Annotated in this window: 19 protein-coding genes, 1 pseudogene, 2 riboswitches and 1 other annotated feature; of the genes and pseudogenes, 12 read left to right on the top strand and 8 right to left on the bottom strand. The window is 30.4% G+C overall.

The genetic code is table 11. The features are described 5' to 3' along the window. Positions 1–54 precede the first annotated feature (54 nt). Positions 55–3,303, top strand: coding sequence for a DEAD/DEAH box helicase (locus RR409_RS09365; protein ID WP_332557480.1), 3,249 nt, complete (start codon positions 55–57; stop codon positions 3,301–3,303). A 270-nt stretch (positions 3,304–3,573) separates the two neighbouring features. On the opposite strand, the gene thiW is transcribed toward RR409_RS09365, so the two are convergent. The 3 genes from thiW to RR409_RS09350 all read right to left on the bottom strand — a co-directional run bounded on the left by thiW (position 3,574) and on the right by RR409_RS09350 (position 8,035). Further along, positions 3,574–4,065 (bottom strand): energy coupling factor transporter S component ThiW, encoded by a 492-nt coding sequence (thiW, locus tag RR409_RS09360; RefSeq protein ID WP_332557479.1) that lies wholly within the window; start codon positions 4,063–4,065, stop codon positions 3,574–3,576. Positions 4,066–4,130: 65 nt separating this feature from the next. Further along, positions 4,131–4,241: riboswitch (TPP riboswitch) on the bottom strand. Between the two features lie 70 nt (positions 4,242–4,311). Further along, positions 4,312–5,973, bottom strand: coding sequence for a glutamate--tRNA ligase (gene gltX, locus RR409_RS09355; RefSeq protein ID WP_332557478.1), 1,662 nt, complete (start codon positions 5,971–5,973; stop codon positions 4,312–4,314). Between the two features lie 85 nt (positions 5,974–6,058). Continuing rightward, positions 6,059–6,302: a binding site (T-box leader), on the bottom strand. A 341-nt stretch (positions 6,303–6,643) separates the two neighbouring features. After that, entirely contained in the window at positions 6,644–8,035 is a 1,392-nt protein-coding gene (locus RR409_RS09350) for an aldehyde dehydrogenase (RefSeq protein WP_332557477.1), read from the bottom strand. 485 nt (positions 8,036–8,520) lie between these two features. Here RR409_RS09350 and RR409_RS09345 point away from each other — a divergent pair, with 485 nt between their 5' ends. The 3 genes from RR409_RS09345 to RR409_RS09335 all read left to right on the top strand — a co-directional run bounded on the left by RR409_RS09345 (position 8,521) and on the right by RR409_RS09335 (position 11,416). Continuing rightward, positions 8,521–9,579 (top strand): energy-coupling factor ABC transporter permease, encoded by a 1,059-nt coding sequence (locus tag RR409_RS09345; RefSeq protein ID WP_332557476.1) that lies wholly within the window; start codon positions 8,521–8,523, stop codon positions 9,577–9,579. A gap of 192 nt (positions 9,580–9,771) precedes the next feature. Further along, positions 9,772–10,575 carry a cobalt ECF transporter T component CbiQ gene (gene cbiQ / locus RR409_RS09340; RefSeq protein WP_332557475.1) on the top strand — a complete coding sequence of 268 codons (804 nt, stop codon included), beginning with the start codon at positions 9,772–9,774 and terminating at the stop codon, positions 10,573–10,575. 88 nt (positions 10,576–10,663) lie between these two features. After that, a complete protein-coding gene (locus RR409_RS09335) occupies positions 10,664–11,416 on the top strand; it encodes an ABC transporter ATP-binding protein (protein WP_332557505.1) in 753 nt (250 codons plus the stop codon). Between the two features lie 285 nt (positions 11,417–11,701). On the opposite strand, the gene larE is transcribed toward RR409_RS09335, so the two are convergent. Beyond that, on the bottom strand, positions 11,702–12,526 hold the full coding sequence (gene larE / locus RR409_RS09330; protein WP_332557474.1) for an ATP-dependent sacrificial sulfur transferase LarE: 825 nt from the start codon (positions 12,524–12,526) through the stop codon (positions 11,702–11,704). Between the two features lie 283 nt (positions 12,527–12,809). On the opposite strand from larE, the gene RR409_RS09325 reads away from it, so the two are divergent. Further along, positions 12,810–13,997, top strand: a complete 1,188-nt coding sequence (locus RR409_RS09325; protein WP_332557473.1) for an anaerobic nitric oxide reductase flavorubredoxin — start codon at positions 12,810–12,812, stop codon at positions 13,995–13,997. 212 nt (positions 13,998–14,209) lie between these two features. Here the strand turns inward: RR409_RS09325 and RR409_RS09320 are convergent, their stop codons facing one another. Next, positions 14,210–14,767: a hypothetical protein gene (locus RR409_RS09320; protein WP_332557472.1), complete on the bottom strand. Its 558-nt coding sequence runs from the start codon at positions 14,765–14,767 to the stop codon at positions 14,210–14,212. A gap of 382 nt (positions 14,768–15,149) precedes the next feature. On the opposite strand from RR409_RS09320, the gene RR409_RS09315 reads away from it, so the two are divergent. After that, a complete protein-coding gene (locus RR409_RS09315) occupies positions 15,150–16,370 on the top strand; it encodes a MerR family transcriptional regulator (protein ID WP_332557471.1) in 1,221 nt (406 codons plus the stop codon). Between the two features lie 103 nt (positions 16,371–16,473). Continuing rightward, the gene (locus RR409_RS09310) at positions 16,474–17,787 is read left to right on the top strand and encodes an MFS transporter (protein WP_332557470.1); all 1,314 of its coding nucleotides are present in this window, start codon (positions 16,474–16,476) and stop codon (positions 17,785–17,787) included. A gap of 79 nt (positions 17,788–17,866) precedes the next feature. Here RR409_RS09310 and RR409_RS09305 read toward each other — a convergent pair whose 3' ends face one another. Continuing rightward, on the bottom strand, positions 17,867–18,211 hold the full coding sequence (locus RR409_RS09305; RefSeq protein ID WP_332557469.1) for a cupin domain-containing protein: 345 nt from the start codon (positions 18,209–18,211) through the stop codon (positions 17,867–17,869). 517 nt (positions 18,212–18,728) lie between these two features. On the opposite strand from RR409_RS09305, the gene RR409_RS09300 reads away from it, so the two are divergent. The 4 genes from RR409_RS09300 (at position 18,729) to RR409_RS09285 (ending at position 21,802) form a co-directional block, all read left to right on the top strand. Then, positions 18,729–20,009, top strand: coding sequence for a 4Fe-4S dicluster domain-containing protein (locus tag RR409_RS09300; protein WP_332557468.1), 1,281 nt, complete (start codon positions 18,729–18,731; stop codon positions 20,007–20,009). 226 nt (positions 20,010–20,235) lie between these two features. Continuing rightward, on the top strand, positions 20,236–20,799 hold the full coding sequence (locus RR409_RS09295) for a hypothetical protein (protein ID WP_332557467.1): 564 nt from the start codon (positions 20,236–20,238) through the stop codon (positions 20,797–20,799). Between the two features lie 73 nt (positions 20,800–20,872). After that, a complete protein-coding gene (locus tag RR409_RS09290; RefSeq protein WP_332557466.1) occupies positions 20,873–21,052 on the top strand; it encodes a hypothetical protein in 180 nt (59 codons plus the stop codon). A gap of 78 nt (positions 21,053–21,130) precedes the next feature. Beyond that, positions 21,131–21,802: a hypothetical protein gene (locus tag RR409_RS09285; protein WP_332557465.1), complete on the top strand. Its 672-nt coding sequence runs from the start codon at positions 21,131–21,133 to the stop codon at positions 21,800–21,802. Positions 21,803–22,056: 254 nt separating this feature from the next. On the opposite strand, the gene RR409_RS09280 is transcribed toward RR409_RS09285, so the two are convergent. After that, positions 22,057–23,586 (bottom strand): SLC13 family permease, encoded by a 1,530-nt coding sequence (locus tag RR409_RS09280; RefSeq protein ID WP_332557464.1) that lies wholly within the window; start codon positions 23,584–23,586, stop codon positions 22,057–22,059. 329 nt (positions 23,587–23,915) lie between these two features. Continuing rightward, positions 23,916–24,017, top strand: a riboswitch (purine riboswitch). Between the two features lie 107 nt (positions 24,018–24,124). On the opposite strand from RR409_RS09280, the gene RR409_RS09275 reads away from it, so the two are divergent. Further along, positions 24,125–25,546, top strand: a complete 1,422-nt coding sequence (locus tag RR409_RS09275; RefSeq protein WP_332557504.1) for an NCS2 family permease — start codon at positions 24,125–24,127, stop codon at positions 25,544–25,546. Between the two features lie 270 nt (positions 25,547–25,816). Here RR409_RS09275 and msrA read toward each other — a convergent pair. Then, positions 25,817–26,353: pseudogene (gene msrA, locus RR409_RS09270) on the bottom strand (peptide-methionine (S)-S-oxide reductase MsrA); the annotation flags it as partial. Positions 26,354–26,421 lie beyond the last annotated feature (68 nt).

Genomic DNA, 26,421 nt, shown 5'->3' with positions numbered 1-26,421 from the left:
AAAGATGTTATGGTTATAATTTAGAGGTAATAGAGATTAATTGAGGTGTGGCTTATGAATTTTAATATTAGTGAGGAAAATATAAAAGCCTCCTTTGGAGATATAGTGTATAATCGTGGTCGTGATATGTATCTAAGAAACAAAATAAGAAAAGTAGATGTAATAGAAAATAGTAAGAGTGTATTTTCTATTGCATCTACTGTGGAATCAGCTGATGATTTAAAGGATTATAAGGTTAAGATCATAGTGAATGGAAACAATGGAGCTACTTACTATTCTTGTACATGTCATGCTTTTTCAGATTTTAAAAAATGTAAGCATATATCTGCTTTATTTATAAAATTAAGTAGAGAAGGGATTAATGGAGTTGGAGGAAATAAATCTATATTAAATTATGGAGACCAATTACTGGACTATTACAAGAATGCTGTAATGCAAAACTATAGTCCAAATCACATTGTAAATATGAGTACCACTTTAGAGTTTGCTAAAAGTTATCATAGAGGATATCCATTAGAACTAAAGGTAGGGTTAGATAGATTATATGTAGTAAAAAATATAAGGGAATTTATAGAAAGTATTTTTATAAATAAGAAAAATATTCAATTTGGGAAGGGATTTACTTTTGAGCCTGAAGCTCATTATTTTTCAAAAGAAGATTATGAAATTCTTAATTTTATTAAGGAAATATATGACATCAATGAAGAAATAAATAATAACATTTACGTTGATAGGTCAATCTTAATAAGTGGGAAAAGAGTTTACCTAACAAATACTCAATTGGTTAAGTTTTTAAACTTACGAAATAAAAAGTACATAAGTGCAAAGATTCATAACGAAGATTATAATGCTGTAGAGGTATCCATTGAAGATATGCCTCTTAACTTTAATATTTCCCTTCAGAAGGAGAAAATTAGGTTAACTCTTGAAGAGGAGGTTCCTAAAGCAATAGATAATAGTAATAGAGTTTATCTATATGAAAATAAAATTTATGTACCTTCTGAAAAGCAAGTTAATGCACTTCTCCCAATGTTGAGATTTTTAACTAAGAAAAGTAATAATTCAGTGGATTTCTCAAAAGAACAAATCCAAGAAGTAGCTACCTATGTACTTCCCAACCTTAAGGCAATTAGTAAGAACTTAAATCAAGACAAAAGTATAAGTAGTCTTGTAAAGGAAGAACCTCTAAAAATTAAATACTATTTAGATAAAGAAACTCATGGAGTTAGCTGTGATGTAGTATTTAATTATGGAGAAGTAGATTTTAACTTAGAACACAGCAAGGGGAGCAAAGAAGACGTAGTAATAATAAGAAATCTAGAAGAAGAAAAAATTAGTTTGAGAGCCCTAGAAGACTTTGGATTCCATCAGGAGAAGGGGAAATTCCAATTGAAGGATGAAGAAGGTGTAATGGAATTTATCACAGAAGGGCTAGAAAATCTAAATAAATTAGGAGAAGTATATTACTCTGATAGCTTTAAAGGTATAAAAGTTATTCATTCCAAGAGTTTTAAATCTTCTATATCACTAAATGATTCTAATTTGTTAGAGTTTGAATTCAACATTGAAGGGGTAGATAAAGAGGAGTTAAAGGGGTTATTTATCTCATTAAAACAGAAAAAAAAGTATCACAAATTAAAGAATGGATCTATCGTGCCATTACAAAGTGAAGAAGTGGAAAGTTTCCAGTCCCTTATAGAGAGCTTAGATATTGATGCAGCTAAGTTTTCAAAGGGTAATATAACTCTTCCTAAGTATGCTTCACTTTATATAAATGATAAAATTAAGAATAATAATCTTGAATTTATAGGAAGAAATAAGGCCTTTAGAGAATTAATTAATACAATAAAAGATGTTAAGGATGCGGATTATGAATTACCAGAACATATTACTGGAACTCTTAGGGACTACCAAAAGATTGGCTTTAGGTGGTTCAAAACATTAGCTTTTTGCGACTTTGGAGGTATCCTAGGAGATGAAATGGGCCTTGGAAAAACCTTTCAAGCTATCACATACATTGTTTCAGAGAAGGAAGAAGGAAAACTAAAAAACCCGGCCCTTATAGTTTGTCCTACCTCTTTAGTATACAATTGGCTCAGTGAGTTTGAAAAGTTTGCGCCTAACATGAAGGTGTTAGTGATATCTGGAAGTAAGAGTGAAAGAGATTTGCAAAGGGAAGAGCTGTTAAATCACGATGTAGTTATAACTTCTTATCCCCTTATAAGAAGAGATATAGATGATTATAAGGATATTAAATTTAGTATGACTATATTAGACGAAGCTCAACATATTAAAAATCCTGCATCTTTAAATGCTCAATCAGTTAAAGAGATAAAATCAGCTAAACGGTTTGCATTAACAGGTACGCCTATGGAAAACTCCCTCACGGAGTTATGGTCAATTTTTGATTTCATAATGCCAGGATATTTAAAAACTCATGGTAGATTCATTAAAACCTTTGAAACTCCAATTGTAAAAGATAAAAATGAAAAGTCATTACAAGAGCTTTTAAAACTTATAAGGCCATTTATTTTAAGAAGGTTCAAAAGGGATGTGGCATTAGAGCTTCCACCAAAGATTGAACATAAAGTGGTGGTAGAAATGACAGAAGAACAGAAAAAACTTTATGCTTCCTACGTAACATCCTTTAAAGAGGAAGTTAAAGAAGAAATTAAAGAAAAAGGTTTTAATAGAAGTAAGCTTAAAATACTTTCGCTTTTAACAAGATTAAGACAAATTTGTTGTGATCCATCTAGTTTTTTAGATAACTATAAAGGAGACAGTGGAAAATATACTGCATTAGATGATATCTTAGAGGAAAGTATTGCTAATAACCATAGAATATTATTATTTTCACAGTTCACCTCAATCTTAAACAATATAAAAGCTAGAATTAGTAAAACTGGAATAAAATCCATGTATTTAGATGGATCTACTCCTTCTAAGGATAGAATGGCTATGGTAAAGGAATTTAACGAAGGAAATGCAGATGTGTTTTTAATTTCTTTGAAAGCAGGGGGAACAGGTCTTAATCTCACAGGAGCAGATTTAGTTATTCATTTTGACCCTTGGTGGAATCCGGCAGTAGAGGATCAAGCAGTAGATAGAGCACACAGAATAGGACAGACAAAAACTGTAGAAGTAATAAAATTAATAACTAAGGGAACTATTGAAGAAAAGATTTATGCTCTTCAAGAAAAGAAAAAGGAAATCATCGAAAGTGTATTAGATGGAGAAAATCATAATGATGTAGTTTTAAGTGCCATGACAGAAGAAGAGGTAGAGGATTTATTTAAAATATAAGGAGCTCTCTAAGAATGAATACATTATAAAAAAATTGAAATACTCCTAATACTATATAAAAATAATAGTTTCATATAATTTTCTAGTGAGGTAAGATTATAGCTTTAAATATGTGATGAAAAGGGGCTGCACAGAATGTTTATCAAATCATTCTGTGCAGCCTCTTTTTGTATATTTTGAATATCATATAAAAATATAATTATTTTAAAATCTTTTACCTAGTTATTCTAGGACTAGTTTCGTTTTGTAAGTTTTTAATTATAAAAATTATTAGTTATGAATCTCTTTGTAAAAGTTAGTAATTTTAGTTGCAGTGAGCATTAAATAACCAATGACGCTTCCACCTAGGGTACTTACAAGGAAAGGAATAACAAAAAAGAAAGCAGCTACATCCTTACCTAAAATTAATTTTGCTATGGGAAAGGCTAAAAGTGCACCAAGAATACCAGTACCTATAACTTCACCTACTAAAGCACTAATATTGTTCTTAAATTTTTTATAAAGAAATCCAGCTAAAAAAGCACCAATCATGCTTCCAGGAAAGGCAAGTAGGGAGCCTGTACCTAAAATATTTCTAAAAAGAGATATGGTGAAGGCATTTCCTACAGCATACCAAGGTCCTAATAATACTGCTGAAAGTACGTTAATTGTATGCTGAACAGGGAAACATTTTGATACTCCAATAGGAATAAAAATTACATGTCCAGATATAACTCCCAGGGCAATAAACAGTGCAGATAAAGTTATTTTTTTTGTTTTCATAAAAATAAACCTCCTAGTAAATTATTGTACTAGGAGGTTTTTAAAGCCAGCATAAAAATATCAAGCATAAAAACAGGTAACTTCCCTACGCTGGCATTATCCAGATCAGGTAAAGGGTCAAAGATATTATAGGATCTTAATCTCAGCTGGCCTATCCAGCACCCCTAGCACAACTTATTTTTTCTTTCATATTAACATTTTTTCCATTGTTTATCAAGAAATAAAGCTTTTGAAATGAAATGTTAATTAAGAGTTCTTAAAATATGATAGTCTTTTTACAACCTTTTCTTTGCCAAGAATTCTCATAACATCATACAGGTTTGGTGTATTAGTTTTTTTCGTTAGTATAACTCTAAGCACCATAGTCACATCTCCAACATGACCTTTAAATAATTCAGGGTTTTTCTTGAAGGATTTCATATCCTTAGCAAAACCTAAAGTGTCGCACATGATTTTAATTTTATTAAACCATGTATCCATATCATCTAAAGGATCAAATACATTAATATATTCATTTGAAATTATATTAATATCATCTATAGATATATTTTTCGGATATAAGGTTAAATCAGAGTTTATATTATTAAAAACATCATCGTAGAAGTATCCTATAAGTTCTTTTACATCACTCCACTTAGCAATGTCTTTTCTAGGCTTTGGAACATCTCTATCAATATTAAAAATGCTAACTAAGTAATTAGTATCTAATGAAATTAGTTTCCAAAATTCTTTATCATAATTTTTTGCCCAAGCTAAATACAATTCACAGATTTCGTTAGCTTTTATTGAAGCTATTACATTTTTACTAATATCATCTAATTTGTTTTTATCAAATAGTGGACTGCTTGCACTCATTTTATCAATAGAAATTTTAAATTCATTTATATCCGTAGTTGGGTTATCTAACCGCCACTGCTCAAAATTAGAATTAACTAAAGTTAGAAGATATTCAAGGATTGAAGCTTTAGGATACCCTAATTCTTGATAGTAATTAAAGGATATTTCAGGATCCTTTCTTTTACTTAATTTACGCTTTGAATTTCCATCCATCTTCATTATGGTTGAAATATGAGCATATTGTGGAAGTGCAAAGCCCAAAACTTTAAAAAGCTGCAAATGTATTGGAGTGGAAGATAGCCATTCTTCACCTCTAATAACATGAGTGGTTTTCATAAGATGATCATCTATGGCATGAGCAAAATGGTAAGTTGGAAGTCCATCTGATTTTAATATTACTATATCTTGATCATTCTCAGGTATTTCAATATTACCCTTTATTAAATCTTTAAAAGATATTTTATTCTCAGAAGAACCAGGGCTTTTTAGTCTGATAACATAACTTTTACCTAGGTCTAAATTTTCTTTAATGTCTTTTAAAGAAATATCTCTACATTTAGCCCAATGTCCATAGTATCCTGTATTAATTTTTAGATTTTCTTGATTTTTTCTTATAAGATTTAACTCATCATGGCTACAAAAGCAAGGGTAAGCAAGTCCTCTCTCAATTAAGGCTTTCACGTAAGTTTTGTATATATTAGCCCTCTCGCTTTGTTTATAAGGCCCATAACTACCCTTTGAATCCACATTGTTTATCATCCCTTCATCAAAGGAAATATTATATATTTTTAATGCATTAATAGTATCTACAATGGCATTTTCAACTTCTCGTTTTGTGTCTGTATCTTCAACTCTAAGATAAAATATACCATTACTTTGGTGAGCAAGTTTTTCAGGTATCATTGCGGCATATAAGCTTCCAAGATGTAAAAAACCTGTAGGACTTGGTGCAAATCTTGTTATTATAGCATCCTTCGGTAAGTTCCTTTCAACATAGATATTCTCAATGTTATTTGCTTCTGAATTTACATCAGGCAAAAGTAAATCTGCAATAATTTTGTTATTATTCATGTTAATCATCCTTCCAAAAATATTTTTAGTATAAATTATTTGCTAATTATTAAATATGCACAAAAAAATAAAACCCTTCGTCCTATAATAGGACGAAAGGTAAACTTCCGCGGTACCACCTAATTTGATATGCTCCACTCAATCATGACTCAAGAATTTAATCTTTTTATCACTACCTTAAATAACGTTAAGGATTCCGTAGAACCTACTCAAGTATTTCAGTTCTCAGCTCCAGAGTTTCTTTCAAAAGATTCAAATACTGAATTTCCACCATCATCAGCTCTCTTTAATTGTATACTCTTTTTACTATTCTCTTTCAATGCTTTTAAATTATAATATTAAGAATATTATAAACCAAATATTTTTTTAGTCAATAGTAAATTTTAGAAAAGTATTTGTTACGCTAATAGGGGAGATACTGCTGAAACCCGCATAGACACTATATATTGTTATGTTTTTTTAAATATAACAATATATATTCTAGTATTTATAACAATATGTATTCTTGTATTTATAACAAGTTTTGTTGTGGAAAAAACATAATTGAATAATAAATAAGTTCATTTTGGTAAAGGTCTTTAGAAAGAGTTTCGAAAGGGGATAAGACTCTCAACCCAAAGAGGGTGGGAGCCTTATACCTCTAAAATATTATTAAACTTTCAGGAAAAAGTTATTTTAACACTCTTCTTACTAAATTAACCTTATCTTTATAAGGAGGAAATACCAAATTAATATTAAGTTTTGTGCTTTTCTTTAAAATGCTTTTTCTATGAGAAAAGGTTTTAAAGCTTTCTTCACCATGGTAACCACCAATTCCAGAGTTACCCACTCCACCAAAAGGCATAAAGGGAGTGGCTACGTGAGAAATTGTGTCATTTACACATCCGCCACCGAAGGAAACAGAGGTTAACACTTTAGTTTCTACAATTTTATTTTCAGTAAAAATATATAAGGCTAGGGGCTTAGGTCTTTCATTAATGGCATTTATAGCTTCTTCAATATAATTAAACTCCAATATAGGCAAAATTGGTCCAAAGATTTCTTCTTCCATGGAGGCATCTTCCCATGTAACATTGTTAATTAAAGTTGGCTCAATATATAAATCATCGTTTTTTATGTTGCCACCATATATTATTTTACTCCTATCCTTTTCGATTATGGAAGAAAGTCTTTTATGTTGTGTTGTGCTTACTATGCGACCATAATCTGGACCTTTTGAAGCATCAGTTCCATAAAAATTGATAATGGTTTCTTTAAGCTTCATAATAAGTTTTTCCTTAACATTTTTATGAACAAGTAAGTAATCTGGAGCTATACAGGTTTGCCCAACGTTTATGAGTTTTCCCCAAATAATTCTTTTCGCTGCCAACTCTAGATTTGCACTTTCATCTACAATTACAGGGCTTTTTCCACCCAGTTCTAGAGTAACAGGTACAAGATTCTTTGCTGCAGCTTCCATTACAATCCTTCCCACAGGAACACTACCAGTGAAGAAAATATAATCAAAGGGTGAGTTGATAAGTGCTGAAGTAGTTTCTTTTTCCCCTTCAATAACTCTTATATAATTTATTTCAAAGGTTTCCTCACAAATTTTTTTAATTAATGAAGATATATTAGGGGTACTCTCTGAAGGCTTTAATATTGCACAATTACCTGCTGCTATGGCACCAACTAATGGCTCAATAAGAAGCTGGAAAGGATAATTAAAGGGTCCAATAATAAGTACTGTTCCATAAGGTTCATACATTACATAGCTTTTGGAAGGAATTTGATGAATTGGAGTCTTAACTTTTTTAGGTCTTGACCACTTTTTAAGATTCTTTGTGATATAACCAATGCTATCAAGTACAAATCCTATTTCTGTACTATAGGCCTCAAACTCACTTTTTCTTAAATCTTTATATAGGGATTCTAAGATTTCTTTTTCGTATTTTCTTATTGATGATTTTAATTTGTTAAGCTGATTTATTCTAAAGTTAGTATCCTTTGTTTTTCCAGTATGAAAAAATTCTTTGTGATATTTTAGAATTTCTAATGCTTCTGATTTATCTACTAAACTCATTTTAATTCTCCTTATTTACTTAAAATTGATATACTTATCTACAGAGTTTATAAATTAACATTGAATAATAAATTCTGCAGAAAAAAACTTATAAAAATAGTATTATAAAGGTTGTAGAATTCTAACTAAACTCACGGTTATGGTGTTTATATAATGGAATTTCTTTTAAAGAAATTAAGTTTTATTGATTTATAGTCATATTAATTTATGCACATTAAGTTTATAAATTAATCATATCATAGTAAAGATAAAGTGGTAAGTATTGCCTATTTACACTTTAACAATAAATTGCAATATGATAAACTTAGTTAAATAAGAATTTTTGAATATACTTTATATTTTCCATATTAGTATAGAAAGTATGATATATGATGATTGTTGAAATTTGAAAAGAAGTTTCTAATTAGATATTAATATGGTGTTTGTGATATTATTAAAAAATATTTTAGTTAATAAAAGTGACAAAATTGAGGGGGATACTTTAAATGCACATGGCGGATGCTTTGATTTCACCTATTGTTGGGGGAACTATGTGGGTAGCTACAGCAGGGATAACTACTTATTCTATAAAGAAGCTTCAGACAGATTTTCAAGAGGAAAAGATTCCTCTAATGGGAGTCATGGGAGCTTTCGTTTTTGCAAGCCAAATGATTAATTTCACTATACCAGGTACTGGATCTAGCGGACACTTAGGTGGTGGGATGCTCCTTGCAGCAATGCTTGGACCTTATGCAGGATTTATAGTTATGGCCTCTATCTTAGCCATTCAAGCATTATTTTTTGCAGATGGAGGGCTTATAGCTTTAGGATGTAACATTTTTAATCTTGGTTTTTACACTTGCTTTATAGCATATCCACTGGTATATAAAAATATTTTGAAAAAAGGTTGTTCTAAAAAGAGAATTATAACAGCGTCTATGTTAGCAGCCATTATTGGGCTTCAACTTGGAGCCTTTAGTGTAGTATTACAAACGTTTTTCTCGGGAAAAACAGAACTACCTTTTTCAAGCTTTGTGACTTTAATGCAACCAATTCATCTTGCAATCGGCATAGTTGAAGGTGTAGTTACTGCAGCAGTAATCTCCTTTGTTTGGAAAGCAAGACCTAATACCGTAGATAGTTTTTCAAAAGAAGCGGGGAGTAAGGTTCCAGTAAAAAAAATTATATTACCACTTGCAATTGCCACAATAATTGTTGGTGCAGTATTATCTTGGTTTGCATCATCAAATCCTGATGGATTGGAATGGGCGATGTTTAAATCTTCAGGAAAGGAAGAAATTGAAACTAATTATGATGCTCATAAAAAAGCAGCAACTATACAAGAAAATACAGCAATTCTTCCAGACTATGGATTCAAAACATCTTTAGATGAAGTTGTGAACAGTGGTGAAAGTAAAACCTCATGGCCAGCTGTAGATCCAGGCACAAGTGTTTCTGGACTAGTTGGTGGAGCAATGACTTTAACAATAGGAATTGCTACTGGCATAATAATTAATATTTTTAAGAAGAGAAGAAAGGCACAGAGAAAAGAGAGTTTAAATTAGGTCTCTGAAATAAAATAACAAGTGAAAGATGCGATGGATATTTTCCGTGCACAAACAAGTTTGTGCACAAGGAAATACGTTGTATTGATAGTTGTGCTATCAATAGGTTCTGTTGACGCAGTATGACGCAAAATAGACTAACATACTGACTAGTTATTTTTTGAAGATGCCTTAAAAGAAAAGGATAAATATATGTCAAATAAGTTGAATTCTTTTTACAATATAAGAACCTTAGAAGAACTTTCAGAACAAAAAACAAGTATTCACAATATAAATGCTACAGTAAAGGTGTTACTCACCTTAGTTTTCTTAATTATCACTATATCTTTTGATAAATATAATCTTAGTGCTATAGTACCATTAATATTTTATCCAATAATAATTATGACCCTTGGAGACATACCGTTATTGGAACTAGCAAAGAAGACTATTATTGCTATGCCACTTATTATTGGAGTTGGTATTTTTAATCCTATTATTGATACGGCACCTTTAATAAGCTTATCGTGGATTAATATTTCAGGTGGTTGGATATCTTTTATTTCAATTATAATGAAAGGAATTCTCACTATCGTAGGTGCTCAATTACTTATTGCCACTACAGGAATTGCAAAAATAGCACTTTCACTTAGAGCTTTAAAAGTTCCTAAAATATTTGTAGTGCAATTACTTTTTACCTATAGATATATCTTTATTTTCCTTGAAGAGATAGGACGAAGTATACGAGCTTATTCACTTCGTTCCTACAAGAGTAAAGGAATAAGAATTAATGAATTGGGATCTTTACTGGGAGGATTGCTCATGAGGACTCTAGACAGAGCAGAGCGGATATATGGAGCTATGAGTGCTAGGGGGTTTACAGGAGAGTATTATATCGGTAAGGAAAATAAATTGAACACCCAAGATGTTATTTATTTTCTAGGGTGGACTGCATATTTTTTATTTGTTAGATACTATAATGTAGCAGAATTTATGGGAGGTCTCATAAATAAATAAATAAATAAATAAATAAATAAATAAATAAATATATACAAGTTTTAGTGGGGAGTTTAGATAAAATTATAGATAATCCGTAATAGAGGTAATTATGAATAAAGTAATAAACATTAAAAATTTGAAATATAAGTATAGTGATGAAAGACAAGCACTGAAAGGCCTTGATTTAGCTATAAGTAAAGGCGAGTCAGTAGGGATAATAGGGGCCAATGGAGCAGGGAAATCCACTTTGCTTTTAAATATTATGGGGATTCTATTTCCTAGTGAGGGGGAGATTTTAGTAAAAGATATTCCCCTCACTAAAAAGAATTTACCTAAAATAAGAGAAGCTATTGGAATGGTATTTCAAAATCCAGATGACCAACTATTTATGACCACTGTATATGAGGATGTGGCCTTTGGACCTAGAAACTATAAGGTGCCTGAGGAAGAAGTAGATAAAAGGGTTAAGAAAGCTCTAGAAACTGTAGGAATAAGCCATCTGATGGATAGACCACCCTATAAGCTTTCAGGGGGAGAAAAAGGAAGAGCAGCTATTGCTACTGTACTAGCTATGGAACCAGAAATTTTAATAATGGATGAGCCTACTGCAGCACTGGACCCTAAATCTAGAAGACGGTTAATTAATTTATTGAGAGATCTAGGCTATACAAAAATAATCACTACCCATGATCTAGATATGGTGTTGGACCTTTGTGAAAGAACCATAGTTTTAAGTGATGGCAAAGTGGTTGCTGACGGCAAAACAGAAGAAATCCTTAGAGATTCTAAATTACTGGATAGCTGTGATTTAGAATTACCACTGGTACTGCAGAGTTGTCCTATATGTAATAAGAAATAGAAGTTGGGTAGATAACATAGTTAGAAAGTAAAAGGTTAATAAAAAAATACGGGTGACATGTGAGAGTAAAGACAAAAAGGTAGATGCACTTAAGAAAGCTGGAAGAAAGATATATGTAAACTGAATTTCTAAGTGAGATAGTATTGTCTCTGAAATATCCATAGAACAAAATTAAAGTAATGATAAAAATTTTAAAGGTACTGTCTAAAAAGCTTATTTTTAGACAGTACCTTTTACATTAAGTGAGTAAAGTTCCATGATATTTAAGAAGCTTAGATATCACCACTATATTGTTTTTTCCTTTTCAGATAGAACTTCATTCATACTTCCAGTTCTATAACCTATTATGTCTAAGGTTACGTATTTAAAACCTATAGTTTTAAATTCTTCCCCAACCTTGTCCATGATTTCTATATCAAAGAATTTTGATCTATCTTCTGGAGCAACCTCTATTCTTGCAATTTCATCATGATGTCTAACTCTTAATTGCTTAAATCCCATATCCATCAAAAATTGCTCGGCTTTATCCACCATGCTTAGTTTTTCTACTGTTATTTCTTTTCCGTATGGAAATCTAGAAGATAAACAAGCAAAGGAAGGTTTGTTCCAAGTTGGTATATTGAGCATTTTGGAAAGTTCACGAATATCAGCTTTGGTAAGTTCAGCAAGCTTCAAAGGGCTTATTACTCCTTGCTCTTTAGCAGCTTTCATCCCAGGTCTAAAGTCTCCAATATCATCGAAATTGGAACCATCAAAAACATGTTCAAAGCCAAATTTATTTGCTTCTACTCTAACTTTTGAAAAAAGCTCTGTTTTACAAAAATAACATCTATTTACTGGATTCTTAGAAAAGCCTTCAATTTCTAATTCTTCAGAAATGATAGTTATATGCTTTGCACCAAATTCCGCTACATATTTTTTGGCTTCATTATATTCTCTTTCAGGATAAGTTGATGATCTTGCGGTAACGGCTACAACCTTGTCACCAAGAACATCATGTGCAACTTTTAATAAAAATGTACTATCAACCCCACCAGAAAAGGCTACTGCTCCACTTCCTGCATCTTTTAGTATTTCTTTTAATCTCTCAAATTTTTGTTGTAGTTCCATAAGTTCCCCCTGTTTTTGTTAGTAATATATAAATTTATTGTTATTATTATACAAAATACTTATGAAAAATATATGAACACTGAAAATAATCATGGAGCTAAATATGTAGGGTATATGTTTTAAGTTTAACTTTATAACTTATTTAATAATTCTGAGGAAATAAGTTAAAAATAGAAATGAAATACTATAGAAACAATAAATTTATATTTAATATTAGTTATAACAACCTTAGAACATATTAAATATACTTTGATTACAAGCTGAATAAAAGGGAGTGAATTTTGTGGGATTTAAAATAACTGATACTGTAACTTGGGTAGGGAAAATCCATTGGGAGTTAAAGACTTTTCATGGAGAAGAGTACTCAACTCATAAAGGAAGTTCGTACAATTCTTATTTAATTCGTGATGAAAAGACGGTACTTATAGATACAGTATGGCAGCCTTTCGGAAGGGAATTTATAGAAAACTTAAAAAAAGAAATTGATCTAAAAGAAATTGATTATATAATTTTAAATCATGCAGAGCCAGATCATAGTGGAGCATTACCAGAACTAATGAGAGAAATACCGAACACCCCAATTTACTGCACAAAAAATGGGGTTAAGACTATAAAAGGACATTATCATGAGAATTGGAATTTTGTTGAAGTTAAAACTGGAGATACCCTAGATATAGGTAAAAATAAATTAATATTTGTAGAAGCAAGAATGCTTCATTGGCCTGATACAATGTTTACATATCTAACTAATGAAAATATATTATTTAGTAATGATGCATTTGGGCAACATTATGCTTCAGAGCTTATGTACAATGATTTAGTAGATCAATGTGAATTATTTGCAGAGGCAACAAAATATTATGCCAATATTTTAACTCCATTCAGTCAACTTGTACTCAAAAAGATTGAAGAAGTGTTAAGTTTTAATTTACCAGTGAATATGATTTGCCCAAGTCATGGAATAGTTTGGAGAGAAAACCCAACACAAATCATTCATAAGTATTTGGAATGGGCAAAAGCATATCAAGAAAACCAAATTACTATTATTTATGATTCCATGTGGGGTGGAACAAGAAGAATGGCAGAGGGAATTGCAGAAGGGATAAATGCTCGGGACAGCGGAATTACAGTAAAGATATTTAATTCAGCTAAAAGTGATAAGAATGACATTATTACAGAAGTATTTAAATCAAAAGCTATATTAGTAGGTTCATCTACCATAAACAAAGGAATTCTTCACTCTGTAGCAGGAATATTAGAAATGATAAAAGGGCTTGAGTTTAAAAATAAGAAAGCCGTAGCATTTGGAAGCTATGGCTGGAGTGGTGAATCACCTAAAATTATAAAAATGGAATTAGAAAAATCAGGTTTTCAAGTAGTGGGTGATGGATTAAGAGAACTATGGAATCCTGATGAGGATGCTTATAATAGATGTGTCGAATTTGGAAAAGAGCTAATAAAAAATATTTAAATTTTCCAGTAAAATTTATTTGGAGTTTCAAAATGTCATTGTTTTTACTAAGTGAAACTTATCCATAACATATTGCACCATATATTTAGTTTTTCTTAAAGAAATCATAAGGATTAAAAAGGTTAAAATCACTAAACTCATTAAAATAATTAAATTTATTAATTAAAGCTAAAAAGTAAGTCAGAGTATTTCTGACTTACTTTTTAATTTAACTATTCCATACTGTTTTGACTTTCAGAGTTTTTCTTTTCGCCCATTCCAAACATACTATACATTTCTTGATAAGTTGGATCATTTTTACGAGATTCAGCATTTTTTCTTCTAACTTCTTGCAAGTAACCCTGGTCAGAAGAGCTTGTAAAGTTACTTGATACATTGTAGCTGTCCATTGAGTTACTAGAATACTTAGGCATATTACTAGAGCTATTTAGTGAGTTATTTGAATAACTACTAGAGCTGCTGTTAGATTTAGAATGAGCGTTTTGGCTTCGTGTTTCATTTAAATAAAATTGATTACTTAAATTGCCGAAGTTGTTTAATTCTGTACTGCTAGACATAGGACTGTTTGAGTAGCTGCTTCCATTACTATTAGATTTAGATTCAGCGTTTTGACTTCGTACTTCATTCAAATAGGATTGATTACTTGAATTACTAAAGTTATTTAATTCGCTGCTACTAGACATGGAACTATTTGAATAATTACCTGAACTACTATTAGATCTTGATTTTTCATTTTGTTTTTTTACTTCATTTAAATAATTGTTGTTCATTCGAATCTCTCCCTTCGATTTTAAGTTTTATAAGTTGCAATAGAATTTATCAACTTATTTGAAGTGATGATTATCACTACAGTTAATATTTTGTCCTAGAGAGGATTTAATATTAGAGAACATAATGTAACTGTTGGATTCAATTGGAGTAATATCATTGAATTACAATACTATTAATGAGAAAAATCTACATAAAAATATATCTGTAAGTTTATTGGCAAAATACATTTGATATTTAAAGGGTTTACTATAGCTTAAATAAGCAAAATAATGAAGTTTAAGAAGTGAATTCATAATACATAAATTTATGGAAAATTACGTGGGCCTCGGAAAGCTGTAAGTGATATAATAGTTATATCTTATTGATTTGAGTGGTGATAATATGAAGATAGGTAAATTCGCAGAGGTTAATAAAGTTACAGTAGATTCAGTTAGACATTACATGGATTTAGGCTTAATTTTACCTAATAAACAAGGTGGACAATATTTTTTTGATGAGAAATGTGTAAAGGATTTAAAAGATATTTTAAATCTAAAAGCAATGGGATTTTCATTAAATGAAATAAAGGCTATGTTTATGTTTAAAAGTTTCGGAAAACTAACGCCTTACCAAGAGAATGAATACTACAAAGCTTTTTTTATAGATAAGCAAAAATATGTAGAAGAAAAAATTCATGAATTAGTATCTGTCGAAAAAACATTAAAGGAAAAGATTAGAGAGTTATCTGAAAAATCTTCTATAGTAACTAAAAAAATAGGTATTAATTTTAAAAATTTAGATTTATTAAAATGTCTAAAATGCAAGAATGAATTGGTACTTTCAAATGGTATAGTTACTAATAATCAAGTTATTGAAGGAATACTTAAATGTAGTTGTGGTGAAGAATATATTATAGAAGATGGAATTTTAGTAGTTAATAAAATTAATAATGAAGAATTACATGGTAAATATAATCTTAATTATATTAAAGAATATGTAAGTGATACGGATATTTCTTATTTAGATAGTTTTTATAAAGGATTAGAATGGATAAATAAGAAGATTAATTTTGGAGATTTTAAAGGTAAAACATTATTAGAGCTAGGATCAGGAATTGGATTTTTTTTAAGATATGTATGTGATGAATTGCCAAAAGACTGTGTTTATATAGCAGTAGATCATGATATTGAAAGACATAAATTTTTAAAAAATGTTTTTCAGCAGGTTCAAGGTGACAGGAATATACTTTTCATTTGCTCAGATTTTTTGCAGATACCCATTGAGGATAAGTCTATAGATATAATGTTAGATTTCTCTGGTACAAGTAATTATAGTTTTAAGCATGAAGAGTTTTTATTAGAGCTTATAGATAAATATGCAAAATCTGATGCAAGGCTAATAGGAACATATTTATTGTTTAAAAACTTTTCTTTAGAAAGTTTAATTGAGCAAAAGTATAGAAAAAACTTTAATTTGAAAACTGTAAAAGATAAGATTAAGGAACTTAAATATAATGCCATAGATGAAAAAACTTCTGGTTACATTGATAAAGGTGGAAAATATGAAAGTTACTTTGTAGAGGGCGAAAAGATATTTACATATACATTTATAGGAAAAAGGTAGGGTTAACCCTACCTTTTAATAATTTTAGCTGCAATATTTTAAAAATAAGGTATTGCAATAGGCTAATCACCATTATTTATAATTTAGTTATGGAGGTGGTGATATGATAACCACAAAAATTACTTTTAATAAATCTTATAATAAAAGAGAGACTAGCAATTTTATATTGTTTTCCTTGGGGAAACTTGTATCTATATTTGGTAATGCTATATATACCTTTGCTATGGGATTGTTTGTTCTTCAAAGTACAGGATCAGGATTAAGCTTTGCAACCACATTAATAGTTGGGACAATACCAATTCTGCTAGTTAATCCTATTGCAGGAGTTATGGCGGATAGATTTGATAAAAAGAAACTAGTAATATGGACGGACATTTTCAGTGGACTAGTACTTTTAGCAGTATATTTGTTAAGTTTGATTTATGGATTATCACTAATGATGATTTATATCAGTACTTTTATAATTACATCCTTCACCTGTATTTTTGGTATTAGCATAGAAGCAGCAAAGCCCAATATGGTGTCTGATAAAATGCTTTTAAATATCAACTCAGTAAGCAAGATAATTGATTCCATATCTTCTATTTTGGGGCCAATGATTGGAGGCATGGTATTTGCTTTTATGGATATAAAGGTGTTTATTCTTATTAATGGGTTATCTTATATAATGTCTGGAATTTCAGAAATGTTTATAGATTTTAAATTTAATGTTCAACTAGACAATAAGAATAATGAAGAAAGCTATGTAGATAAAAAACTAAATTACATGATTAATATATTTATTAAAGATATAAAAGATGGATTTAAATATATTATCATGAGAAAAGGCTTAACTCGTATAATAAGTATTTTTGTAAGCTTAAACTTTTTTCTTGGATTGTCCATCACAGTTCCGCTACCTTATATTATAAATAATGTATTGAGATTAAGTTCAAGGGAATTTGGTTTTATAGAAGGTGCCTTCCCAGTGGGACTCATAGTAGGGGCTTTATTAATAAAGAAAATTATTGAAAATGTCTCTTATAATAGGCTTTTAGTTAATTCGAGTAAGGGTATAGCAGTTTCTATGATTTTAATGGGTTTACCTGTATTATTTATTAATACAGCCTTTAACAGTACTGTATATTTAATTTATTACTGCGTTACAATGATTTTATTAGGAATTTTTATTGCTTTTGTGGATATACCTTTGATGTATATATTACAAAAGTTTATACCTAATGAATATAGGGGACGAGTTATTAGCTTAGGAATAACCATAGCTAAAACTATATTACCCTTAGCATTGATTATTTCTGGGGTATTAGTTAATTTAATATCTTCATATATTCTTCCTGTGACGGGTGGTGTATTGCTTTTAATCTTTAGTTTAGTTGTATTGAGAGGTTCAAAGGAAATAACCAAAGAATTAAACTAGAAAGAATTTAAATTTTATAAGTTATTGAAATAGTAAAGGTATAACACATTCAGTGTTATACCTTTTTGCATTTTATATATTAAAATTCTTTTGAGTAAATTTGAGAAGGATTTGGTGTTAGAACTACAAAGCAACTCATATTTTCTTTACCTGTATTTGTCATGCTGAACATTTCTTTACCTTCGCAGTGGAACACGTCTCCTTGAGTTACAATAGTAGTAGTTCCGTCAGTCACTACTTCACCTTGATCTCCAGATACCACGTGAATTATCATATCACTGTTTTCATGGTTATGTGGCGGAACTCCTTGACCTGGTTTTAAGTTAAGCATAAAGTTAAGAACTTTACCTGTGTTAAAAAGCATTCTTTTTGATATAGTACTTTCGTTATAAACAATTTTATCAGATATTTTTTCTAATTTCATGATATAGCCTCCTAAAATTTATTATATTTAATACATCTAAAATATATTTTTATAGCATTTACTTATTGATTAGAAGATGAGACTCGCACCTAAGTGGGTGAGGGGGTAACTTTTATAAATTACACTTTGATGAGAGTCAATTCACTTCTACTAGTTGATGAACAAAATAGAATTGTTCATTATTTATCTGGTTTTATTAGTAAGTTTTGAACCGCTGGGGGGAGGTTCTTATCTTTAATCTTATTATGAGCTATTTTCTATATAAAATATGTGATTGAAATCAAAAAGTAATAAGTCTTTATACAAATTAGGAATATTGTGGATTAATTAAACTTATATTGTTAATAATCATAAAGAATTATGTGGACAAAATTTAATTTTAACTTAGGCATTCTAAATAAAGTAAAAACACAAATAGACTAGCATAATAACTAGTTAGTTTTCTCAAGATGCCTAAGATATGTTTTTATTTAATTTAATGATTTATGATTATTTTTTAGAAATGGTGGTGACATTAATGTCTCATATTGTTGGAAAATCAGCATATAAGAATTTAGAAGATAGAATAAATAGATTCCCCCAGGGAGCCCCTCCTTCAAAAACCCTATATAAAATATTAGGGTTATTATTTAGCGAAAAGGAAGCGGCGTTGGTAGCACAACTACCTATAAAGCCTTTCACGGTGAAGACCGCTAGTAAGATTTGGAATATGGATGAAGTTGAAACTCATAATATTTTAAATGAATTAGCAAGCAGAGCAATTCTTTTAGATATGGATCATGATGGATTACAAAAATATATACTTCCACCGCCTATGGCAGGATTTTTTGAGTTTTCTATGATGAGAACAAGGCATGATATAGATCAAAAACTTTTAGGAGAGCTTTATTATCAATACCTTAATATAGAAGAAGATTTCATAAAGGAACTGTTTTTTGGTACAGAAACAAAGCTCGGTAGAGTGTATGTACAAGAAGAAGTACTTTCTAAGGATAATGAAGTTCAGATACTGGACTTTGAAAGAGCTAGTCACATTATAAAAACTTCTTCCCACATGGGGATAAGTACCTGCTATTGTCGTCATAAAATGCATCATGTAGGTAAAGCATGCGATGCACCAATGGATATTTGTATGACCTTTGGAAATACTGCAGCTTCTTTAATTAAGCATAATTTTGCAAGAAGAGTAGAGGTATCAGAGGGGGTAGAGCTTTTACATAAAGCCTATGAACGCAACTTAGTTCAATGTGGTGAAAATGTAAGAGAAGATGTAACCTTTATATGTAATTGCTGCGGCTGCTGCTGCGAAGCTATGGTGGCGGCAAGAAAGTTCGGTAATCTACATCCTGTTCAAACTACAGCCTTTATTCCAAAAATAAATGAGGCGAGTTGTGTTCATTGTGGAAGATGCGAAAAAGCATGTCCAATAGGTGCAATTGAAACTATTACAGTGGAAGATGCTTGGAGTAACAAGGAAAAGAAGATGAGAATAAATGAAGAGGTGTGCCTTGGATGTGGGGTTTGTGTAAGATCATGTAAGAAGAACAGCATACTTTTAGAAAGACGTAAAGAAAAGATCATAACTCCTGTTAATTCAGTGCACAGATTGGTTTTGATGGCTATTGAAAAGGGTACACTACAAAATTTAATCTTTGATAATGAAGCCTTCGGCAGCCATAGAGCTATGGCTGCAGTTTTATCTGCCATACTTAAACTTTCACCACTAAAACAAGCTATGGCAAGCAAACAAATGAAATCTGTGTATCTTGATAAACTAATTACTAAGTTTAAGGTATAGGCTCAATATTTGAAAAACATAATAATCAAATATTAAATTGTGGTAAAATACAAGTAAAAAATATTATTTAAAAGAGCGTGGAAAAACACGCTCTTATTTTATAAAAAAAATTTTTTCACTTAATAAAAATGTACAAGCACATGCACAATTTTTACATGTTGCTAATATTATATTAGTAGGACAAGTAATCATAACAAAAATAATTATTTTGGATGGTGGTGAAGATATGAAGAACTTGCCCCGCCCAGATGAAGATTGCAAAGAAAGCTTAACTCCACTTAAGGAGCTAGCTGAACTTCAAGGCGTGAAAAATTTATCAGAACTAAAAGAAATTTTATCTCCGTTAAAGGATCTTAAGGAAATTAAAGGATTTGCCGAACTCCCTGAGTACAAAGATCTGTTCACACCTATTAAAGATTGTGAACTTTTTGAACCAGTAATTGGAAAGCCTCATAAAGATAAAGACGATAAAGATTGCAAAGACGACAACAAAGATAAAAAAGATAAAGATAATAAAGATTGCAAAGACGACAACAAAGATGAAAAAGATAAAGATAATAAAGATTGCAAAGACGACAACAAAGATAAAAAAGATAAAGATAATAAAGATTGCAAAGATGACAACAAGGATAAAAAAGATAAAGATTGCAAAGATGGCAATAAGGTTAAAAAAGATAGAAATTGCAAAGATGATAGAAATGATAAAGATTACGAAAAATGTGATGATGGTGAACCTTGTAAAAAGGACAAGCAGTACAACTATCCTAAATACTTTAGACGCGGTTATTAGTTTTAATTAAAATCCCAATAAATCTACAATAATAAAATTATAATAGGATTATAATAATTTGGAGGATGTTCTTATGTGTGAATTTATTAGAGATAATTACAAAGGTGCGACAATCACTTTAGCTATAACAGGACTACCTATTCTTATAACTGGTGAAGTTCTCAGTACTAGAGAGGATAGAGTAATAGGCCTTAGGCTTAAAGATGGTACAAAAATCTATATAAATGCCGAATTAATAGCATTTATATTCTAATTTTGAAAATATCGGCATGGGGAAGTCCTCATGCCGTTTTGTGAATGTATAAAAAATTTGTAAAGGTAGGTATTGAATTTGTACAATTTTAATTATAAATCAAAAGAACAAGAAAGTTATGATAATCTCTTGAATTGCGAAATTCCCCCAAAAGAATCTCCCTATGTAGGTTTGTTTCTTTTAATCAAACTTCTTATGTCTGCAGTAAAATCTAAAAAGAGGGAAGGGAAAGATAATTTTCAAAAAGATTTTAATAGAGATAGTATAAATAATGACAATATAAATTTTGTAAGTTTAATTAATAATGTAGATTTAAATGATATTTTATCATTTAATCCCAATATTAGTGAACCAGTGGAAACTAAAGAATATAATAAGGAGGAAGAAGTTATAATTCCTGTAAAAACTGAGGAGGATCCATTACCAATGTCTGATTTAGGACAAGTTGATTGTGATAGTCCTGATGGTGAGGTAGAAAATAATGATTATAATAGCACTAACACTCAGGTAGAAAATTATAATAATGATAGTACTGATACTGAAATAGAGTTTGAAAATAATTCTTGTGAAGAAGCACCACTATCAACACTTCTTAGAGAGGATTACACTGGTGTCAAGGTTTGTGCAATTCTTCCAACAGGTGTTGTAGTTTCAGGTGAAGTATTAAGCAAACACTATAATGTTATTTCATTAAAGCATGATAACACTACTATTTTTGTGAATGAAAAAGATATCTTATATTTTTACTAATTTATTAACTGTTTGAATCATAAAAAAATAAAATAGAAAATATAAAACAAAAAACCTTCGAGATATATTTTCGAAGGTTTTATTTTGATTTGAATTAATTTTACATTTAGCTTTAAAAGAGATGAGGATGTTTGTGAAACTATTTGAAATTTAAAGTTGTTATAATAAGCCATACTTAAATAAATGTTATTGCAACATACATCTTCTTCTCCAAAATTATAAAATATGCTTGTCCATTATTATGGTATTTAGTTTTACTGGAAATATAGATAAACAATTAGAAACATAGCGCTCAAAATAAGAATTACTAGCGAAAAAGGAATTGAGAATGCTAAATAGTATTTAAGATTAAAAACTCTAGAAATATTCTTATTATCGTTTTCGCTTACATTTCTTTCACTTAAAAATCTACTTACTTCACTGAGCATCATAGGTCCTCCAGTTGCTGACCAGGGAAGCATACTACTTCCAGCTAAAATTCCTAAGGCTAGTGCTGCATAAACTAATCTATCACCAACCAGTGGGGATAGTTGCAGACATATTGGAAGCAGGGTAGCAGCAGCCGGTCCCGCAGAGAGGAAGGTAGCTATGACAAAAGCACAAAGCAGAATAGCCATCTCTATTAAATATTTATCTCCATTAGTAAATGCAAGGATATAGTTTACTGCTTCAGTTAATACTCCACTGTATTCTAAAACACCTGCAATTAAAAATAAAGCTGAAATAAACATCAGTGAATCTAAGATAGAAAGTGAATTTAGGATTTCTTCTGGCTTAATTTTAGTAAAGAACAACAGCAAACCCATAAATATAAGGGATACATAAGCTATAGATATATTTAAAAAAGGAGCTATACAAATAAAGAATATTAATAGAATAAATAAAATTATTGGTATTGCAATTGGTTGACGAGTAGCTTCTTCGATAATATTTTCAGGTTTTTCTTTATTTTTTATTTTGTTTTTAAGCATAGAGGGTATTTTAGAAGTAGATTTATTTCCCCAGTAGAGAAACCTACATCCATCTAAAAAGTGATGGAAAGGTTTCTTTCCACCAACATGAGGTGGAATTTCTAAAAAGTCTTTATTTTTGTGATGATGAGGTGGTGGTGGAGGTTTTGGGAAATCATTTTGAGATAATTTTTGTAACTTTTGCGGTACAGAATCCTCAAGATAACTTTCTCTTGCTTCTTCACGTTTAAACCACCACTTGGTATATTGTACCAATAGACCAATATAAATACCACAGGGTACAAAAAGTCTGGTTAAAAAGTCAACTAAATTAAAATCAGAATACAGTGTTAAAACTACAGCAGGTGTATCTGCCCAGGGAAGTGGTGCTCCCCCTATATTAGATGCAATTATTGCCGATACCAGTAAGGGGGCAACAGGTAATTTAAGCTTTACAGCGAGTTCTAGACAAATAAAGGTACACAGCAAAATTGCACTTAAATTATTCATAAATAAAGAGATTCCATATATTATTAATGGTGCAATTATTGAAATTAATATCTTTCTACCTTTTGTTGCTTCTGAAAGCATATTACCTACATATTCAAAGAATCCCATATTTTCGAATACTTTTGTAAAAAGGCTCAGTACCACAATTAGTATAAAGATTTCAGTAGGAAATTTTTGAAAGGCCAGGGTAGCAGGAAAACTATCAGTTAGAGTACCATATAAAAGCAAAACTCCTGACCCTAATATAGCAAATGCAGTCCTATATTTAGTGAAAAATACCATACCTGCATAAACAATCAAAGCAATTATCAGTGTTATAATCAACGGCGACGCCTCCATTTTTTATTAACTTTTGATCATTCAATAAAAGATAAAGTAATAGTTATTAATAATCTTGTAGATTTTATTTTCTATATTTTTTAAGTGTTAGCAATGAGAAAATACTGAGTCTATTATATATTATGAAGTAGAAGGAAACTTGTACACATTTTAACAGTGCTTGTCCTGAAAATTTACTTACTTTAAGTAAATTTATAAGATACTTAAAGTTAAGCAAAATTAAATAATTATGAATAAATTTATCAAAGATTGTCTAAAATAATAGATTTTTGTAAAAAGTTCCTCTTGATTATTTATTCTTATGTTGCTATAATAACTTTAAATTAATAGCCATCCATATAGGTCTGACAATAGGGGTCAGGCGTTTCTACAAAGAAGCCGTAAACTTCTTAACTATGGGTGAATCCAAGTTTTATATTTGGTGTTCTTTCTTGAAGTTAGAACTACCATTGGATTTACTCATAATCCGGTGGTAGTTTTTTGTTATTTCAAAGGAGGAGATTGTATGCAAATTACAAATAAAATGCAAAATACAAACACGAAAAATAGAAATGGATTATTAGAAAGAGTTTTTAAGCTAGCTAAGTATGGAACAAATGTAAAGACTGAGGTACTTGCTGGATTAACAACTTTTGTAACTTTAGGCTATGCTCTTTTAGTTATACCTAATGTTTTAAAGGCTTCAGGAATGAACTCACAAGGGTTACTTGGTGATGCTGCAAATGGATTATCAGTTTTAAATGATCCTGTAGTAGGATCTATATTCACAGCTACTTGTGTGATATTCTTATTAGCTACACTATTTATGGGTTTATATGCAAACCTGCCTTATGCTTTAGGACCAGGAATGGGATTAGTAGCCTTCTTTACTTATGGTGTTTGCCTTACTATGGGCTTCACATGGCAAGAAGCTTCAGCCGCAGTGTTTATTTCAGGAATTGTATTTATAATATGTACAGTAACTTCCCTTAGACAATTAATAGTGGATGCACTTCCACAAAATATAAAGGTTGCAATTACTTCGGGAATTGGACTCTTCATAGCTCTTATAGGATTAAAAAGTGGTGGACTAGTTGTTTCTAATCCAGGAACCCTAGTATCGTTTGGGAATTTCACAAATCCAAGTGTTTTATTAACAATAATAGGTATTTTAATAACAGGTATTCTTATGGCAAGAAGAACAAAAGGTGCAATGCTTATAGGAATTGTTGCTACAACACTAATTGGAATTCCAATGGGAATAACAAATGTTCAAGATGTTCAGATATTTTCAATGCCACCTTCTATGATGCCAACCTTTGGTAAAATGGATTTTATGGGTCTTTTAACTCATAATGGGACAGGCATCATTGCTGCGATTACTTCTGTAATAATGGTTATATTAACTTTCTCCTTAGTAGATATGTTTGATACTATAGGAACTTTAGTGGGAACAGCTCAAAAGGCAAACTTATATGATGATGAAGGAAAACCAAGAAGCTTAAATAAAGCATTGTTAGTGGACTCTATTGCTACTACAGTAGGTGCCATGTTTGGACTTCCAACCATTTCTACTTATCTTGAATCTGCATCAGGGATTTCAGAAGGTGGAAAAACCGGTTTAACAGCAGTGGTAACAGCAATACTTTGTGGGTTAACACTATTCTTTGCAGGTCTTGTTGGTATGGTTCCATCACAAGCTACAGCACCAGCCCTTATAATTATCGGTGCATTAATGTTAGAGACTATAAAAGAAGTTGATTTCTCAAGCTTTGATGAGGCACTTCCAGCATTCTTTACTATAGCAATAATGCCTTTCAGCTACTCTATAGCAAATGGAATAGCATTTGGAATAATTACTTATCCAATAATGAAAGTTGCTGTAGGCAAAGGAAAGAAAGTTCATCCATTAATGTATATATTAGCAGCATTATTTATTCTAAGATATATATTAATACCACAATAGAGGTTTAAATAAGTATTTATATGAATGAATTATTTATAGTTAACTTAACTTAATTTGAAAATTAGTTAATCGTAAATTATATAGATAAAACACCTGTAAATTTCTAAGAAATTCACAGGTGTTTTTAGCATTTTCATAAGAAATCTAATTTCATGCTAATAATAAGTTTGCATAAAATTAGATTAATATTCCAAGATTATAGGGCTAAAGCATATAGTAAGATAAAAACTTTAGATATTAATCTTCATATATAAAGTAGTAATCATCACCCCAATATTGAACTATAAACTCGTCTCTTCCAGAGATAGAGCGATCTTTCTTATATTCCACAGGATCTTTCTTATAAAAGTCTTGATGATATTCCTCTGCATCATAAAAAGTGGAAGCAGGTAATATTCTTGTTATAACTGGTTCAGGGAATCTACCTGAATCGTTTAACTCTTTTTTAGATTTTTCTGCTACCTCTTTTTGTTCTTCATTAGTGAAAAATATTGCGCCTCTGTAGGAAGGTCCTCTATCTTGGAACTGACCTTCATCGTCCATTGGATTGATTTGTCTCCAAAAGGCTTGCAGTAATTTTTCGTAAGTTATTACCTCAGGGTCATAAGTAATCTTAACCACTTCGTAATGACCAGAAGTTTGGGATTTTACATCCTTATATGTAGGATTTTCAAGGTGTCCACCCATATAACCAGATTTAACTTCAATAATTCCATCAAGAATATCAAAAGGGGAAACCATGCACCAAAAGCAACCGCCAGCAAAGTATGCTAAGCTGTAGGATTTACTTGTATTTTCTGAACTCATTTTAAACACTCCTTTGCACTAATTAAAACTTATAAATTAAAAATTCATTGAGAATAAGTATATTTATA

Source organism: Clostridium sp. (assembly GCF_036642255.1).
In the GTDB taxonomy this organism is placed as follows: domain Bacteria; phylum Bacillota; class Clostridia; order Clostridiales; family Clostridiaceae; genus Clostridium_J.
Note: the sequence above shows the minus strand (reverse complement) of the source record. Positions and strands in the feature narration are given on the sequence as shown.